Origin of the sequence: Rhodococcus artemisiae (assembly GCF_036327795.1) — a bacterium.
Lineage (GTDB): Bacteria > Actinomycetota > Actinomycetes > Mycobacteriales > Mycobacteriaceae > Rhodococcus > Rhodococcus artemisiae.
In genome coordinates, this window is the sequence record NZ_JAUTXY010000009.1 from 172,174 (window position 1) to 187,752 (window position 15,579).

The window sequence follows — 15,579 nt, forward strand, 5'->3', positions numbered from 1 at the left end:
CCCCCGACGACTACGAGGCCCTCGATGACAGACCCTGCACGGATTGAGCCCACACGTACACCGGTCGTGATCGGCGTCGGCGACCTGCGATCAGGGCGCGCCGGCGCACCCGCCGACCCACGAGAACCACTCGACCTGATCGTGGAGGCGACCCGTGCCGCGCTGGCCGACACCGGCGCCCCGGACGAGCTCGTCTCCCGCATCGACACCGTGCGCGCCGTGAAGACCGCGAGCTGGTCGTACGACGACCTGCCCGGGCTACTCGCCGAACGCATCGGCGCCACCCCCGAGCACACGTCGACGACCCCGATCGGCGGCCACTGGCCGGCCGCGCAGCTCGACCGGATCGCATACGACATCGCGACCGGCACCAGCTCCGTCGCGCTGCTCGTCGGGGGTGAGGCGCAGGCCTCCGTCAGCAATGCGCTGAGGGCCGGAACCGACCCGGCCGCACTCGGCTGGGTCACCGCTCCCGGCGGCCCCCCGGCATTCGATCCGGACGACCTGGGCAGTGCCGCGATGCAGCGCGCCGCGATGGTGGTTCCCACCCGGGTGTACCCGCTGTTCGAGAACCGGCTCAGTCACCGGCTCGGGCACTCCCGCGAGAAGTCGATCGAGTGGTCCGCGGAGCTCTACGGGAGGTTCTCCGAGATCGCGGCGGAGAACCCGGCCTCATGGAGTCCGAACGTGCGTACCTCCGAGGACATCCGCACAGTCGGCCCGAAGAACCGCGCGGTGACCGATCCGTATCCCCTGCTGATGAATGCGATGCCGTTCGTCGACCAGGCCGCGGCCGTCGTCATGACCTCACTCGCGACAGCGCGTGAACTCGGGGTCGCCGACGACCGGATTCTCTACGTCTGGGGTGGCGCTGGTGCGACCGAACCGACAGACGTGCTCTCCCGCGCCGACTTCGGCCACTCCGCCGCGCTTGCCGACGCGCTCCGTCGCACGCTCGACCGCGCCGACCTCCGCGCAAGCGACTTCGACATCATCGATGCCTACAGTTGCTTCCCTGTGGTGCCCAAGCTGCTCGTCGAGCACCTCGGGCTCCCGCGCGACACCGTCCCGACCGTCACCGGCGGCCACTCGTTCTTCGGTGGACCACTCAACAGCTACACGCTGCATTCGATCGTCGCGGTCGCGCGTCGACTGCGCACCGACGGCGAGCTCGCTCTCGTGCACGGCAACGGCGGGTACCTCACCTACCAGCATGTCGTGGTGCTCGGATGCACACCGCACACCGACGGGTACATCGGCGATCCCGAACCGGTCCTGTTGCCCGCGTCGGAGATCGAGCCTGTACCCGACTACGCGGGCGAGATCGAGATCGTGACGGCCACTGCGGAATTAGGTCGCGACGGCACCCCCACCATCGGTTTCCTCATCGGCACGACTCCCGACGGCCGCCGAGTGTCGGGGCACACCGACGCCGCCGGTGCTCAGATCCTCGCCGGTGGCGCCGACATCATCGGTACCACCGTCCACGTCGTCGACCGCGGCGGCATGATGGTGCTCAACCCGACCACTGCCCCGATGACCGAGACGTTCACGACGTAAATCCCGCCGTGACGTGCCTCGTCGCAGCGCGGAGCATCGAGGCCGAAGTCCACTGCACGCGACCGGTCACGCGATAGCCTCGAGTTCGTGAAACCTCATGGTGCAGTGCCACAGGACCACAACCACATCACAGTCGGAGCCGACGGATCGTCCGCATCCGACCACGCCGTGCGGTGGGCCGCGGCAACAGCTGCAGGACGCAGGCTGACGCTACACATCGTCCACGCCGTGGACTTCGGCCCCACAGGGTGGACCGACATGCCGTTCTTCCGGCCCGCCGAGATCTTCGAATGGGCAGAGGAGAAAGCGCGTGTCGTCCTGTCGGACGCCGAGAAGATCGCGCGCTCCACCGCGCCGGACCTCGAGATCACCACTGCGACGTCGATGACGGGTGGCTCCGCTTGGCTGGTGGAACTCTCCCTGCGCGCGCGGATCCTGGTGCTCGGCGCCTCGGGCCATGGCAGGCTCGGCGAGGCGGTGCTCGGCTCGACGCCCAGCGCCGTCACCTCTCACGCCGGTTGCCCCGTCGTGGTCGTCCGCGGAACCGAACCGGCCGCAACACCCGACGTACGTCCCGTCGTCGTCGGCGCCGACGGCAGCCCGCTGAGTGAGGCCGCTGTGGCCTGCGCGGTCGAGGAGGCGTCGTGGCGCGGCGTCGACCTGGTGGCGGTGCACGTCTGGAGCGATACGAAGGTCGGAAGTTTCGAGTCGCTCCCTCCCTCACTCGACTCGCAGTCGCTCGAGGAAAACGAGCACGCGATATTGGCCGAGCAGCTGGCCGGGTACCGCGAGCGCTATCCCGACGTCACCGTCGACCGTAAGCTCTACATCGATGGACCCCGTTCCCGCCTGCAGGACTGGAGCGAACAGGCGCAACTTCTGGTGGTCGGCAGTCGGGGTCGTGGCGGGTTCACCGGATTGCTCCTAGGTTCCACCAGCAACGCGCTCCTGCGTCAAGCCCAGTGCCCGGTCATGGTGGTGCGCCCCCGTCAGTCCTGACAGCCGCGGTCTGGGGTGCCGTCTTTCCCCACCGAACGAGTACGTTTCGGAATTCACGATCGCGCATCTCCCGGACGCTCCCGAAACAGCACTTCCGAGAGGGGCCGTCTCGGCGTCGTTGGTCCCGAACGGGTGGGCGTTCGCATACCCACCCTGATCAGCACCTGGGGCACACCGTCGCCGCCGGCCAGCGAAGCGAGAGAGGTTCGAGTAGCCGCAGACTCGGTGAGGTGGGTGACCGGGCAGGTCGCCAGTCCGCAGTAGGTGCAGGCGAGAAGGACTGCCGACAGTGCCTCACCGCACCGCAACCAGTCGAGTCGCGAATCCGTGGTGGTCGAGAGCAGCAGGATCGCTGCGCGGTCTTCTTCTATGCCGACGGTGTCGCTCGCTGCGCGACCGGCAGGGAACTCCCGTTCTGTCGCGACCGTCCATCGAGGGTCCGGCAGCGCCTCGGCAGGCAAGCCATCGGGATACGCCGCGTGCCCGGTCCACCAGCGAAGTTCCGATTGGTAGGCCGGGTCGGAACGGCGTTCACCACTGAGCTGCCGGGACATGCCGGCGAGTGCAGGTCGTTCGTGCTCGCTGATCTCGTCGAGGTGTACATCGGCCTCCTCGACGAGTTCCTGCAGGAAGCCGACGGTCTGCTGCCACTGCGGCGGTGAGTCCATCGGCAACCGCTCGGTGCGGCGCCCCGGGATCGCCGCCGCCAATCGGACGTCTACATCGGACACTTCGTCCACTCGGCGAAAGTGGAGTGCCGCCAGGCACTGCTGGTCCGGCGAATGCGGAATCCGCTCGATCACCGCGCACCACCGTTCCGTGGCGAGCGCTCTCTGCACATGGTCGAGCGCCGCCCCGCAAGAGAGCACCATCTGGCGACCGGACGGATCCGTGGCCGGCAGAATGCGATCGTTGTCGGTGTAGAGCGTCAACGCATCCGCACCGAGAATCCACCGCCAAGGCTGGCTGTTGTGCAGGGACGGCGCGCGGCTGGACAGCGCGACTGCGGACTCGACGGTACGGCGGTCCGGCATCGCCTCCGCGGGTGTCACCGCCCGACCTCGCGTGCGCGATCCAGCAGGATCCGTTGTTCGGCCTGCGCCACCATCCTCCTCGTCCGCGACGCAGCGTCGGGAGTGACCGACACCGACGTGATGCCCCGCCGCACCAAGTGCTCCGCGAGGTCGATGCTCGTCGATGCCGCCTGGCCACACAGCGACGTGGTCAATCCCGCCGCGGAGGCCCTGTCGATGATGTGGTCGATCGCATCGAGGACGGCTGGGTCGAGGGTGTCGAACAGGTCCCTGCACACTTCCGAATCCCGGTCCACACCCAGCATCAGCTGCGTGAGGTCGTTGCTGCCGATCGACACGCCGTCGATGCCGAGCTTCGCGTATTCCGGCAACCAATACACCACCGACGGCACCTCGGCCATGATCCAGCGCCGCATCCGGCGATCAGCCCCGAGGGGGTGCGCGTCGAGCTGGGCAAGGCACTCCTTCAGTTCCCATCGGGTGCGCACGAACGGGATCATCAGGTGAACGTTGGGATACCTGCCCCGAACACGGTGCAGCACATCGAGATCCAATGAGAACAGCTGCGGATCGCGTACGTAGCGAAAGCACCCGCGATACCCGATCATCGGGTTCTCCTCGTCCGGCTCGACCTCGCCGCCTTCAAGATCCGCGAACTCGTTACTGCGCAGATCGATCGCCCGGTACACCACCGGCCGCGGCGTGAACGCCGCGGCGATCCAGGCGACCCCGTCGGTCATCTTCGCCACGTACTCCTCGCGCCGACCCTGTGCAATCATGTGCGACGGATGCTCCCCCGCCAGCGCCTCGGTGATCATGAACTCGGCCCGCAACAAGCCGACCCCGTCGACATCGGTGGCCGCGACCGATTCCGCAGCATCCGGAGTTGCCAGGTTGACGTACACCGACGTGGCCGTGACGGTCGGAGCGACACCCGGCACCGCCGAGGCCGGAGTCGCCGCGGCGGACGGACCGACGGCAGCGTGTACTTCCCCCTCGAACACGGCACCCGCGTCACCGTCGACGGTGATCACCTGCCCGTCTCGCAGATCTGTGGTTGCGGTGCGTGCACCGACCACGACCGGTTTACCGAGCTCGCGCCCGACGATCGCCGCGTGGCAGGTGATGCCGCCGCCGTCCGTGACGATGCCACCGGCGCGTCGCAGGATCGGCAGCCAATCCGGTCGGGTCATGGGTGCGACGATGATCTCGCCGTCGGTCAGGCGATTGCCGTCGACCAGCTCGTGGAGCACCCGGACCCTGCCCGTGGCCGTCCCGGGGCCAGCGCCGAGGCCGGTCAGCAATGGTGTCACCTCACCGTTGCCGGATGGACCTCCGACTGCCGACCGGTCGAGTGTGGTGATCGGGCGGGTCTGCACGATCCACAACGCGCCATCCGCGAAGGCGAACTCGAGATCCTGCGGACGACCGTAATGCTGCTCGACTCCCGCGGCGACACGCGCGACGCGGTCGATCTGTTCGTCGTCGAGCACGCGAGTGCTGCGGACCGGGTCGACCGCGATTCGTCTGTCGCCTGCGTCGGTCGACTCTATCTGGAACTCCTGGTGACCGAGGTGCACATCGAGTATCTCGAAGGCGTCCTTGGCCACGACATAGGTGTCGGGCTCGACCTGGCCGCCGACAACCACTTCACCGAGACCCAGCGCCGCCTCGATCACGATGCGATCGAGGTCACCGGTTCGTGGATCGGCAGTGAATGCCACCCCGGAGACCTCGGACTCGACCATGACCTGCACGACGACGGCAATGGACGGCTCATCCGTCACCCCGCGCAACCCGCGGTAGGTGCGGGCCCGTTCCGACCAGAGAGATGCCCAGCACGTCTGCACCGCACGCACTACCGCGTCGGCACCGATGATGTTGGTGTAGGACTCGTGGATGCCTGCGAAGGAAGTGTCCGCCGCGTCCTCGGCAGGCGCCGACGAGCGCACCGCCACCGGAACATCCACGCCGAGCGCCTCGTACGCCGCGACGATGCCCTCCCTCAACTCGCGCGGAACCGGGGCATCTGTCACCAGCGCGGCAAGTTCGGCCGAAGTACGGATGAGCGTGGCGTCGTCGATGTCGGGAGCCGGGACAGCCTCGGCGGCCAGTCGAGCGCGTACTCCCGCGGCCTCCATCGCGTCGACGTATGCATCGGTCGTGACGGTGAACGCGGCAGGCACCGCAAAACCCGCCCGTGTCAGCTCGCCCAGATTGGCGGATTTTCCACCCACTGTGGGTGCATCGTCGGCACTCACCGTATCGATCGGTCGTATCCACATATTGTGTTCATCCATGGTGGCGGCTCGAAACGATCTCGACTTCTCCGGCACATTCATCGTCGCCGCATCCGGGCTGCATCCGTAGAGCAGAAGGTCCCGCGTCACCGATATTCTCCGACCCGTCCACCGCAGTTCGCGCAGGGCGTGTGCTGTCTGAACAACGATCTGCCCGAATGGTCAGCCGTCTCGCGAACCTCTGCCGGTTTACCGCCGTCGCCCCCGGTCACGGGCCGCGGCCAGAGCCTGGTTCCAGGCGTGACCGCGTCCCGTGCCGGGCCCGCACCCCTGACTCGGCGCCGGGCTGCGCATACCGTCTAGCGATCGCGCATCTTCTCGAGCCCGAGCACGGCCACCGCAGCGATGACGACGTGCATCAGCACCAGCGTCACCTTGCTCGGACCGTCGAAGTCCGCACTGATCGTTCCTGCGATCGTCGCGAGCGGCAGGAGCGCACCGACCACCTGGGCGATCCGTACGATCGGATTCCACCACAGGCTCAGCAGCGCAGCGACGGTGAGCCCGACCGCGAGCGGGACGACGGTCATGAGCACCACGCCGCCCGGCGCCGCGCTCGCGATCGTCCCTGCGTCGGTGTGCTCGAACGACCCACCGGCCAACAGGCCGACCAGCCAGAGCACGAGGTTGGCGACCAACGCTGCGAGGACCGAGGCGACAACGATCGTGGGACGCCCGTAGTCGCGCGACCACACGGATGTCGATGAAACAGAAGATGTTCGGGTGACAGACATGTTGCTCTCCTCTTGGCGTGTTCAACGGACTGCGCCCAGCCTGCAACCTCGAGCAGACTCGAGGTCAAGAGGAAAGATCACGGATCCGGAAACTTTCCTTGCCCTCCGCGGGTTCCCGTGGGTCGTGAGCCAACGGAAACCCGCACAAGGGGTGGAGACTTTCCGCCCCGCTAGTCCAGCGTGTCGGCAAGCTCCATCCACTGCTCCTCGGCAGCTTCCTTGTCCGCGACCACCTGCCGCAGCTCGGCGTCGAGCTTCTGCAGTCGCTCGGGATCGGTTGCCGCGTCGGCAAGTTGAACGTGCAGCTTCGATTCACGCTCGTCGAGCTTGGCGATCGACCGCTCGAGACGAGAAAGTTCCTTACGCGCGGCACGCTCTGAGGCGCCGTCCCGCTTCGGCGCCGACGCCTCCGCGCCCTTCGACACCTGGGACGCCACCGACGGCACGCCTCCGTCGCCCATCGCCGCGCGCCGTCGCAGGTATTCCTCGATGCCGCCGGGCAGGTTGGTGAGCTTGCCGTCGCCGAACAACGCCCACGTCGAGTCGCAGATGCGCTCGACCAGGTACCGGTCGTGACTGATGACTACGAGTGTCCCGGCGAAGTTGTCCAGCAGATCTTCGAGTTGCTGCAGGGTGTCGATGTCGAGGTCGTTGGTGGGCTCGTCGAGCAGCAGCACGTTGGGCTCCGCCATGAGCACGCGCGTCAGCTGCAGACGACGACGTTCCCCACCGGAGAGATCGCCGACGGGAGTGCGCTGACGGGCGGGGGTGAACCCGAGTCGTTCCGCCAACTGACCGGCCGATACTTCCTTGTCGCCCAGCATGATTCGCTCGGCAACGTCCTTGACGGCGTCGAGCACCCGCATATCGGTGGGCAGGTCGTCGAGTTCCTGTCGCAGCCAGCCGATCTCGACCGTCTGCCCCTCGATTCGCTTGCCGGACGCGGGTTCGCGCTCACCGGCGAGCGTGCGCAGCAGCGTCGTCTTCCCGGATCCGTTGACTCCGACGAGACCGATGCGCTCTCCCGGCCCGAGCCGCCACGTCAGATCGTGGACGAGTTCGCGACCGTCCGGAGTGGCCAGGGTGGCGTCTTCGAGTTCGATGACGACGCGACCCAGCCGGCGCTTCGCGAACGACGCGAGCGCCACCGAATCGCGCGGCGGCGGAACGTTGGCGATGAGTGCTTCCGCGGCCTCGATCCGGTATTTGGGCTTGGACGTGCGCGCCGGCGCGCCGCGACGCAGCCACGCCAACTCCTTGCGCGCCAGGTTCCGCCGGCGTTCCTCCATCGCGTCGGCCTGGCGGGAACGCTCGGCCCGCGCGAAGATCCAGTCGTTGTAGCCGCCTTCGTACGACTCGACCTTGCCTCCGACGACCTCCCACGTGCGGGTCGCGACGGTGTCGAGGAACCACCGGTCGTGTGTCACGACGACGAGCGCGCTGCGCCGCGCGAGCAGGTGTTCGGCGAGCCACTGCACACCTTCGACGTCGAGATGGTTGGTGGGCTCGTCGAGCACGAGCAGGTCGAGTTCCTGCACGAGCGCGGCCGCCAGCGCTACACGTCGCCGTTCGCCGCCCGACAATCCGTCGACGACGGCATCGAGACCGAGCTTGTCGATGCCGATCCCGGCGAGTACCGAACGGATGCGTGCATCGCCCGCCCACTCGTGTTCGGCGACACCGAGGGGGCCGAGCACGACCTCACCCACCGTCGAACCCTCGGGGAGCACACCACGCTGGGTGACCACGGCCATGCGTAGGCCGCCGACCCGGCTGACACGACCGGAGTCCGGTTCCTCGAGGCCTGCCAACACCTCGAGCATCGTGGTCTTGCCGCCGCCGTTGAGGCCGACCACGCCGATGCGTTCGCCCTCTTCCACCCCGAGCGACACGGAGTCGAGCAACGGCTTGATGCCGAAGGATTTCGAGACCTGTTCGAGGTTGATCAGATTCGCCACGTGGTGCAGAGCCTTCCGGAGTTGTGTATCGGTGTATCGGTATGGGGATGTCAGGATCGAGCGGGATCGACGACGCGCGTGCCCGGCACCGGACCCGACGCGATGCGCACGGTTCGGCACACCCCGGCGCCTGAGAGTTCGGCACTCACCTCGACGGCGGCGCGTTGATCGTCGACGAGGAACGCGCAGGTGGGCCCGGAGCCGGACACGATGCCGGCGAGCGCTCCCGCTTCGACGCCTGCCCGCAAGGTGCGGCGCAGCGCCGGGTTCAGTGACAGCGCGGCCGACTGCAGGTCGTTGCCGAGCAGCGGAGCGAGCGCGTGTGGGTCGCCGGCGCCGAGCGCGTGCAGCAACTCGTCGGCGTCGCCCACGCGCTGCGGATCACCGCTCGCGCGCAGTCGGTCGAGTTCGCGGAAGACGACGGGTGTCGACAGGCCGTCCTTCGCGATCGCGAGCACCCAGTGGAAGGTGCCGCGCGACAGGACGGGTACGAGCTGTTCGCCGCGTCCGGTTCCGAGCGCGGTGTTGCCGTGCAGGCAGAAGTTGACGTCGCTGCCGAGCTGGGCGGCGATCTCGTCGAGATCGCTGCGGCCGGCACCGAGCCCCCACAGCGCGTCGAGAGCGACGAGCGTGGCAGCCGCATCCGCGCTGCCGCCGGCCATGCCCCCTGCCACGGGGATCCCCTTGTCGATGGTGATCTCGACGTCGGGAGTGCGCCCGGCGCGTTCGGCGACCATCTCCGCGGCGCGCCAGACGAGGTTCGACGAATCGGTGGGTACCGACGCCGCGTCGGGGCCACGGACCTCGACGCGGAGGGTGTCGGCGGGGGCGACGGTCACCTGGTCGTGCAGCGACAGCGCTTGGAACACTGTGCGCAGGTCGTGGTAGCCGTCGGGGCGTAGGTCCCCGACCGCGAGGTGCAGGTTGACCTTGGATGGAGCCCGCACGGTGACGGAGGCGGGAACGACGGACAGCACGAATACACAGCTTACCCGCGCCGCGACCCCAGCAATGCCCACAATCGAGGACGGAAACTGTCCGTTATCCGTGACACAGTCTGATCATGCGCGAAACCTCCGCCCGTTTGTTGCGTCTCCTGTCGCTCCTGCAGATGCGACGGGAATGGTCCGGCACCGAGCTTGCCGAGCGGCTGCAGATCACCACCCGCACGGTCCGACGCGATGTCGAGAAGCTCCGCGACCTCGGATACCCCGTCGACGCGAATGTCGGCGTCGGCGGTGGATACCGGCTCGGCGCGGGCGCCGAGATGCCGCCGTTGTTGCTCGACGACGACGAGGTCGTGGCCGTCGCACTCGCGTTGCGCTCCGGCACCAACGACGCGGTCACCGGCATCGGCGACGCCGAGACTCGCGCTCTCGCAAAATTGCGGCAGGTCATGCCCTCACGGTTGCAGCATCGACTCGAGGCCCTGAAGGTCGATGTCGTCGACCATGGTCCGGTTGCCTCCGCGGTCGACGCAGAACTGCTCGCGACCGTGACGACCGTGTGCCACAACCACGAGCGTCTGCGCTTCGACTACCGCACACACGACGGCACATCGTCGCGGCGGGAGGTGGAGCCGTACCGGGTGGTGCGCGCGGGACTGCGCTGGTATCTCGTCGCGTGGGATCTCGCACGCGACGATTGGCGCTCGTTCCGCGTGGATCGCATGGAGCCGAAGATCCCCACCGGTCCGCGGTTCGTTCCGCGCGAGCTTCCACCGGGAGGTGCGGCAGAGTTCGTCTCGCGCGGCATCGCGCGCGGCGCGGCACCGGTGACCGCGAGGGTGCTGCTGCACGCACCGTTCGAGACCATCACCCCGATGGTGGACGACAGGTGGGGAAGCCTCGAGCAGATCGACGCCGGAACGTGCGCGATCGTGCTCGGCGGACGGTCGCTCGACGGTATCGCCGAGTGGCTCGTCGCCTTCGACGTGGACTTCACGGTGCTCGAACCCGCCGGCCTGCGCGACGCATGTCGGGCGCAGAGCGAGCGGCTGCGGTTTCTCGCCGACAGGTACTCGCGCGCGTGACGTCAGCGCAACTATGCTCGGGCGATCGCCGTCATCACATCACCGGCGTCGGATCTGGAGGAAATACATGAGACGAGTTCTGCGAAGCACCGTCGCGGTCAGCGCGTTCGCACTGGCAGCTGCCCTGGGTACCGCAGGCACTGCATCGGCCGAGCCTGCACCTGCACCTCGTGTGTGCTCCCTGGGCGACCTCGTCCTGCGTTCGTTGAACATGGTCGACTGCGTGAACCCGCCGACGGGATCCGCTGGGATCGCCACCGGTTCGGCCGACGGGACGGGTTCGTCGACCGGTTCCTCGGACGTGGGCATCGTCGGGCACGGCGCCGTCATCGGCTGACGCAGTTCGATTCTCGACAAGAACACAGCAGGCCGGCACCCGAAACGGGTGCCGGCCTGCTGATGAGAAGCCTGTGTCAGATGACGTTGACACCGGTGGCCTGCGGGCCCTTCTGGCCCTGGCCGATCTCGAAGCTCACGCGCTGGTTCTCCTCGAGGGTGCGGAAGCCGCGGCCCTGGATCTCGGAGAAGTGCACGAAGACGTCAGCCGAACCATCGGCCGGAGCGATGAAGCCGAAGCCCTTTTCGCCGTTGAACCACTTCACAGTACCTTCAGCCATTGCTGTTCCTTCACTTGCAGGCAGGAGGCTCGTTCGCCGTCCTGTCTCGTCGGAAGTCGGTCTCGACTTCCGGGTCTGTCACTCGACGGCTGAACCGATTCCGTGGTGGTATCGCATCCGCTCGCAACTAGAAATGTGCGAGGGTAAACCACAAACACACTACCTAACGACCAGACTCAAGTAGACCACACATCGCGCCTCGATGCCACCGCACGGTGACCGAGCCCTCAGTTCATTCGGCCCTCGGTCGACTCAGCCCTCAGTTCCGATCGTCGCGAGCCGGACGAATGCCGCCGCATCGAGCCGCTCCCCCCGTGTCGACGGTTCGATGGCCGCTGCGACCAGGCGCCGTTCCGCCTCGGCAGGCGATCCCGCCCAACCGCTCAGTGCGGCACGCAACGTCTTGCGGCGCTGGGCGAACGCCGCATCCACCGCAGCGAACACGGTCTTGCGGTGCCCGGGATCGGTGGGCCACGGCGGGTTTTCGTAACGGTCGATGCGCACGAGGCCCGACTCGACCTTCGGCACAGGCCAGAACACCGAACGCCCCACCGAGCCGGCGCGGCGAACATCGCCGAAGTATCGGGCCTTCACGCTCGGCACGCCGTAGACCTTGCTACCCGGTTGCGCAGCAAGGCGATCGGCCACTTCCAGCTGCACCATCACCAGAGCCGTGCGCAGCGAGGGGATTTCGGCGAACAGGTGCAGCAGCACCGGAACCGCCACGTTGTAAGGAAGATTCGCGACGAGCGCGGTCGGTTGCGACGGTAGATCGGCGATCGATACCTTCATCGCATCCATCGGCACCACGTCGAGGCGATCGGCGAGCTGGGGGGCACGAGCAGCGACCGTCGTGGGCAGCCGTTCGGCCAGCCTGGGATCGATCTCCACCGCGACGACACGATCGACGACGTCGAGCAGGGCCAGAGTCAAAGACCCCAGCCCTGGCCCGACCTCGAGCACCACGTCGTCGCGGCCGACTCCTGCGGCCGCCACGATGCGCCGCACCGTGTTGGCGTCATGAACGAAGTTCTGACCGAGTTGCTTCGTCGGACGCACCCCGAACTCCTCCGCGAGAGACCGGACCTCTGCGGGTCCGAGCAACGCGGCGAGGCCGCGCGGAGAAGCCGGGGTGGCGTCTGAATCGTCTGCGTGCACGAGGCGAACCTAGCGCACCGGAGTAGACGGCATGTCGTCCTAGCGGAGGCCGAGCTTGCTGGTGCAGGACGGCCATGCGCCCCAGCCCTGTGCTGCCTGAACCTTCTCCGCAACCGCGATCTGCTGTTCGCGGGTGGCCAGATCGGCTCGCGGCGCGTACTCGGTACCGCCGAACCCGGCCCATGTCTGCTGGGTGAACTGCAAGCCACCGTAGAAGCCGTTTCCGGTGTTGATGGACCAGTTTCCGGTGGCCTCACACTGCGCAATGGAATCCCAGGTGGACGCCCGACCGGACGCGGGGACGGCAGGCTTGGGCATGGTGCCCACACGAAGGGTCGCGGGCTGCGGTTCGGTCAGAACGTTCGACGCCGTCTCGGTGCGGCCGACCTCGACACCGTTGACGGTGTGGACGTCGAAGGTGACGGAACGCTCACCGGGAGCACCCGGGTTGTCGAGCACCGTCTCGCCTTCGGCCATGTTCGGGTCGTCGACCCGGTTCTGGGGCGCCTCGATCGGCAGGGTCTCGGTGCGGCTGTCGACGCGATCGCGGGTCACCACGAGCTCCATACCTTCTTCGAGCGCGGCATCGTGGGGGAGATTCACGCTGTCGGCCTGCTCGAGGGCGACGTTGTGCACCTTCAGGAACTCACCCACGGTCGGTGCGGCGAGACGCACGGGAGCGGCCGGCGCGCCGTTGTCGGCAAAGTGCACGGTCTTGGGGCTGACGACCTCGAGCTCTGTGCCGTCGAGCGGCAAGCGGTGCGAACGCGATGCAGAGACATACACGTCGTCGTTCAGCTCGAACTGCGCGAGTGCTTCGTCGACGGTGAGCGCAGTGGTCCACACGGTGCGCTCTTCACCGTCGACGGTGAGCACGACCTCGCGGGCCTGACGCAGCACGATGGTGTCGCCGTCGGACACCGCGGAATCGACGGCCGGAGCGACGACGTCGTGCTCCTCGACCTGGTAACCGGCGGCAGCAAGGATGTCGCCGACATTCGAGCTCATCGTGCCGAAGGCGCGCTGCTCTCCGTCGATATCCAGCGTGACGTCCTTGTGCTTGACGAGTGCGGTGATTCCGCCGGCCGCAAGGGTTACGAACAGCGCCGCAACGACTGCGAAGAACACCGGCGATTTGATTCGGTTGATCTTGGTGAAGGGTGACACAACAATTCCAGACAGACGACGACTCGGATCACGGCACGGTAACGAACATGAATTGAATTGACAACTTCACGCGCTCTACCTGGAATTATGAAGATAACCATCTGGTTATGAATCGTCATTTTCGATAACAACACGGGTTGCTACAAAGGATCACCCTTTGCCCGATTCGCCGATATTGTGGCCGGAATAACATTCCTTCGCGGGCTTTGATGAATTTCCTACCGAAGGCTGCATGCGCCGTTGATCTTCCGGCCGGAGCACCACCCGGCAACAAGGAGAAAACAAGCAAAGGGCGCATCGCGGTGATCGGAAATCACCTGCGATGCGCCCTTCGGCTGCTATCGGCAGCCGCCTCTGCGACCACCGAGATCGATCACGCGGCGCTACGAGCCGGCTCCCGCTGCGCCGGAGCCTCCTGCGAGAGGAACGGGAGCTTCGGCGCGAGGAAGCGGTCGACGCTGAAGCGCCCCGCACCCACTACAGCGAGAAGCAGTGCTCCGAGGCCGAGCGCGGCAACGAGCTCGAAGCCGCCGTCGGCCACGTACACGCCGTTACCGACGTGAACGATCACGAACGCGCCCGCCATGACGAGGAACAGCAGGACACCGAAGACGGGGACCAACAGACCGAGGATCAGCGCGATACCGCCGAGGATCTCGACCCAGGTCGCGACGAATGCGCCCAGGGAAGGCGCAGGCACGCCCATCCCCTCGAACGCCGCAGCAGTGCCGGACTGGCCCCACACCGTGAGCTTCTGTAGCCCGTGGGTCAGGAGGATCGCGCCGAGGCCGAGCCGGGCGATCAGGATGCCGATGTCACGGACGAGCGGAGTACTCATGGAAAAGCCCTTCGGTACCGAGGCCGAAAGGCCCCTTCTGGTTGACTGTTCAACCAAAATAACAGCCGAAGGTTGTAGGTTCAACTTGAAGCCGCGGCGATGTCGCCGGAGTCACTCCGGACGTGCCCCGGAGAACGCCTCGCCGAGCAGTCGACGCACCCCCACGTACGTCACCTCCCTCGGATTCGGATACGTCTTCTCGGTCGCCCGCCGTGCGGCATCGTCGAGATCGGCCTCTCGCATACCGAGTTCCGCAAGAGTCGTCGGCCCTCCCGCAGAAACGATGAGGTCGTACACACCGACAGGCGCCGAGTCCACGTCGAGCACTTCGGCGATTCCGGCCATCACCCCCGGGACCGACGGCGCGTTGTAGGCCATGACGTGCGGCAACATCACAGTGTGCGTCGCGGCGTGCGGAAGATCGAACGATCCGCCGAGAACGTGACACAACTTGTGATGCAGGGCCATCCCCACCGACCCGAGGCACACCCCGGACAACCACGCGGCGAGCAACAGATCGGAGCGGCCCTCGAGATCCGCACCGTCCACACCGAGCGCAGGAAGGCCCCGGCCGATCGAGGCGATCGCCTGCAACCCGAGGGCGTCGACGATGGGATTGGCGTGCTCGGCATACAACGCTTCGACCGCGTGCGCCAACGCATTGACGGCGCTGGTGACAGCCATCGGCACAGGCAGACCGGCACTGAACTCCACGTCGTAGATCACAGTCTCCGGCAGGATGTCGGGCGACGACCGCGTCGTCTTCACCCCGTCCGCAGTCTCTCCGAGCGTGGGCGTGACCTCCGAACCGGCGTAAGTGGTCGGCAGGATCACCTGATCGACTCCGGTTCGCACGGCCAACGCCTTCGCCAGACCTGTGGTCGATCCACCACCGACGGCGACCACCGCATCGGCCTGATGTTCGGTGACATATTTCAGAACACGCTCGGTCACGGAGACGGGCGTGTGCATCACCGCACCGTCGAAGCGCGCTACCTGCAACGACCCGAGCGCACGTTCGACGAGATCCGCCTGCGGACGCACGTGCTCGCCACCGAGCAGCAACACGCGCGATCTACCGAGTCGGCGAACCTCCTCGCCGACCGCCGACGCGGTGCCCACACCGAAGATCACCCGAGCCGGTTGTGCCGTGTAGACGAAGTTGTGCATGCAGCCACGGTC

At 67.0% G+C, this 15,579-nt stretch carries 14 protein-coding genes; 4 read left to right on the forward strand and 10 right to left on the reverse strand.

Annotated elements, in window-relative coordinates:
* Positions 1-24 precede the first annotated feature (24 nt).
* Together Q7514_RS19480 and Q7514_RS19485 are read left to right on the forward strand one after the other, a co-directional pair.
* Positions 25-1,560 (forward strand): acetyl-CoA acetyltransferase, encoded by a 1,536-nt coding sequence (locus Q7514_RS19480; protein ID WP_330134917.1) that lies wholly within the window; start codon positions 25-27, stop codon positions 1,558-1,560.
* A gap of 87 nt (positions 1,561-1,647) precedes the next feature.
* Complete coding sequence (locus Q7514_RS19485; RefSeq protein ID WP_330134918.1) at positions 1,648-2,559, forward strand: universal stress protein; 912 nt, start codon at positions 1,648-1,650, stop codon at positions 2,557-2,559.
* Positions 2,560-2,612: 53 nt separating this feature from the next.
* Here the strand turns inward: Q7514_RS19485 and Q7514_RS19490 are convergent, their stop codons facing one another.
* The 5 genes from Q7514_RS19490 to Q7514_RS19510 form a co-directional block, all read right to left on the reverse strand.
* Complete coding sequence (locus tag Q7514_RS19490; RefSeq protein WP_330134919.1) at positions 2,613-3,611, reverse strand: Acg family FMN-binding oxidoreductase; 999 nt, start codon at positions 3,609-3,611, stop codon at positions 2,613-2,615.
* Positions 3,608-5,893 (reverse strand): phosphoenolpyruvate synthase, encoded by a 2,286-nt coding sequence (ppsA, locus tag Q7514_RS19495; RefSeq protein WP_330135028.1) that lies wholly within the window; start codon positions 5,891-5,893, stop codon positions 3,608-3,610. The genes Q7514_RS19490 and ppsA overlap by 4 nt, the downstream gene beginning before the upstream one ends.
* 299 nt (positions 5,894-6,192) lie before the next feature.
* Positions 6,193-6,627 (reverse strand): DUF6069 family protein, encoded by a 435-nt coding sequence (locus Q7514_RS19500; protein ID WP_330134920.1) that lies wholly within the window; start codon positions 6,625-6,627, stop codon positions 6,193-6,195.
* A 170-nt stretch (positions 6,628-6,797) separates the two neighbouring features.
* Positions 6,798-8,585 (reverse strand): ABC-F family ATP-binding cassette domain-containing protein, encoded by a 1,788-nt coding sequence (locus tag Q7514_RS19505; protein WP_330134921.1) that lies wholly within the window; start codon positions 8,583-8,585, stop codon positions 6,798-6,800.
* 50 nt (positions 8,586-8,635) lie between these two features.
* Positions 8,636-9,562 carry a 4-(cytidine 5'-diphospho)-2-C-methyl-D-erythritol kinase gene (locus Q7514_RS19510; RefSeq protein WP_330134922.1) on the reverse strand — a complete coding sequence of 309 codons (927 nt, stop codon included), beginning with the start codon at positions 9,560-9,562 and terminating at the stop codon, positions 8,636-8,638.
* An 86-nt stretch (positions 9,563-9,648) separates the two neighbouring features.
* Between Q7514_RS19510 and Q7514_RS19515 the strand changes: the two genes are divergently transcribed.
* Complete coding sequence (locus Q7514_RS19515) at positions 9,649-10,617, forward strand: helix-turn-helix transcriptional regulator (protein ID WP_330134923.1); 969 nt, start codon at positions 9,649-9,651, stop codon at positions 10,615-10,617.
* A 67-nt stretch (positions 10,618-10,684) separates the two neighbouring features.
* The gene (locus Q7514_RS19520) at positions 10,685-10,954 is read left to right on the forward strand and encodes a hypothetical protein (RefSeq protein ID WP_132471425.1); all 270 of its coding nucleotides are present in this window, start codon (positions 10,685-10,687) and stop codon (positions 10,952-10,954) included.
* 76 nt (positions 10,955-11,030) lie between these two features.
* Here Q7514_RS19520 and Q7514_RS19525 read toward each other — a convergent pair whose 3' ends face one another.
* The 5 genes from Q7514_RS19525 to Q7514_RS19545 all read right to left on the reverse strand — a co-directional run bounded on the left by Q7514_RS19525 (position 11,031) and on the right by Q7514_RS19545 (position 15,567).
* On the reverse strand, positions 11,031-11,234 hold the full coding sequence (locus Q7514_RS19525; RefSeq protein ID WP_054717914.1) for a cold-shock protein: 204 nt from the start codon (positions 11,232-11,234) through the stop codon (positions 11,031-11,033).
* Between the two features lie 252 nt (positions 11,235-11,486).
* A complete protein-coding gene (gene rsmA, locus Q7514_RS19530; protein ID WP_330134924.1) occupies positions 11,487-12,392 on the reverse strand; it encodes a 16S rRNA (adenine(1518)-N(6)/adenine(1519)-N(6))-dimethyltransferase RsmA in 906 nt (301 codons plus the stop codon).
* A gap of 39 nt (positions 12,393-12,431) precedes the next feature.
* A complete protein-coding gene (locus Q7514_RS19535) occupies positions 12,432-13,559 on the reverse strand; it encodes a transglycosylase family protein (RefSeq protein ID WP_330134925.1) in 1,128 nt (375 codons plus the stop codon).
* Positions 13,560-13,932: 373 nt separating this feature from the next.
* On the reverse strand, positions 13,933-14,397 hold the full coding sequence (locus tag Q7514_RS19540; protein ID WP_330134926.1) for a DoxX family protein: 465 nt from the start codon (positions 14,395-14,397) through the stop codon (positions 13,933-13,935).
* A 111-nt stretch (positions 14,398-14,508) separates the two neighbouring features.
* Positions 14,509-15,567, reverse strand: coding sequence for a maleylacetate reductase (locus Q7514_RS19545; protein WP_330134927.1), 1,059 nt, complete (start codon positions 15,565-15,567; stop codon positions 14,509-14,511).
* Between the last annotated feature and the right edge of the window lie 12 nt (positions 15,568-15,579).

Coding starts and splice junctions, on each gene's coding strand:
- Q7514_RS19480 (WP_330134917.1), top strand. CDS start 25: ATGACAGACCCTGCACGGATTGAGCCCACACGTACACCGGTCGTGATC.
- ppsA (WP_330135028.1), bottom strand. CDS start 5,893: ATGGATGAACACAATATGTGGATACGACCGATCGATACGGTGAGTGCC.
- Q7514_RS19500 (WP_330134920.1), bottom strand. CDS start 6,627: ATGTCTGTCACCCGAACATCTTCTGTTTCATCGACATCCGTGTGGTCG.
- Q7514_RS19515 (WP_330134923.1), top strand. CDS start 9,649: ATGCGCGAAACCTCCGCCCGTTTGTTGCGTCTCCTGTCGCTCCTGCAG.
- Q7514_RS19520 (WP_132471425.1), top strand. CDS start 10,685: ATGAGACGAGTTCTGCGAAGCACCGTCGCGGTCAGCGCGTTCGCACTG.
- Q7514_RS19525 (WP_054717914.1), bottom strand. CDS start 11,234: ATGGCTGAAGGTACTGTGAAGTGGTTCAACGGCGAAAAGGGCTTCGGC.
- Q7514_RS19540 (WP_330134926.1), bottom strand. CDS start 14,397: ATGAGTACTCCGCTCGTCCGTGACATCGGCATCCTGATCGCCCGGCTC.
- Q7514_RS19545 (WP_330134927.1), bottom strand. CDS start 15,567: ATGCACAACTTCGTCTACACGGCACAACCGGCTCGGGTGATCTTCGGT.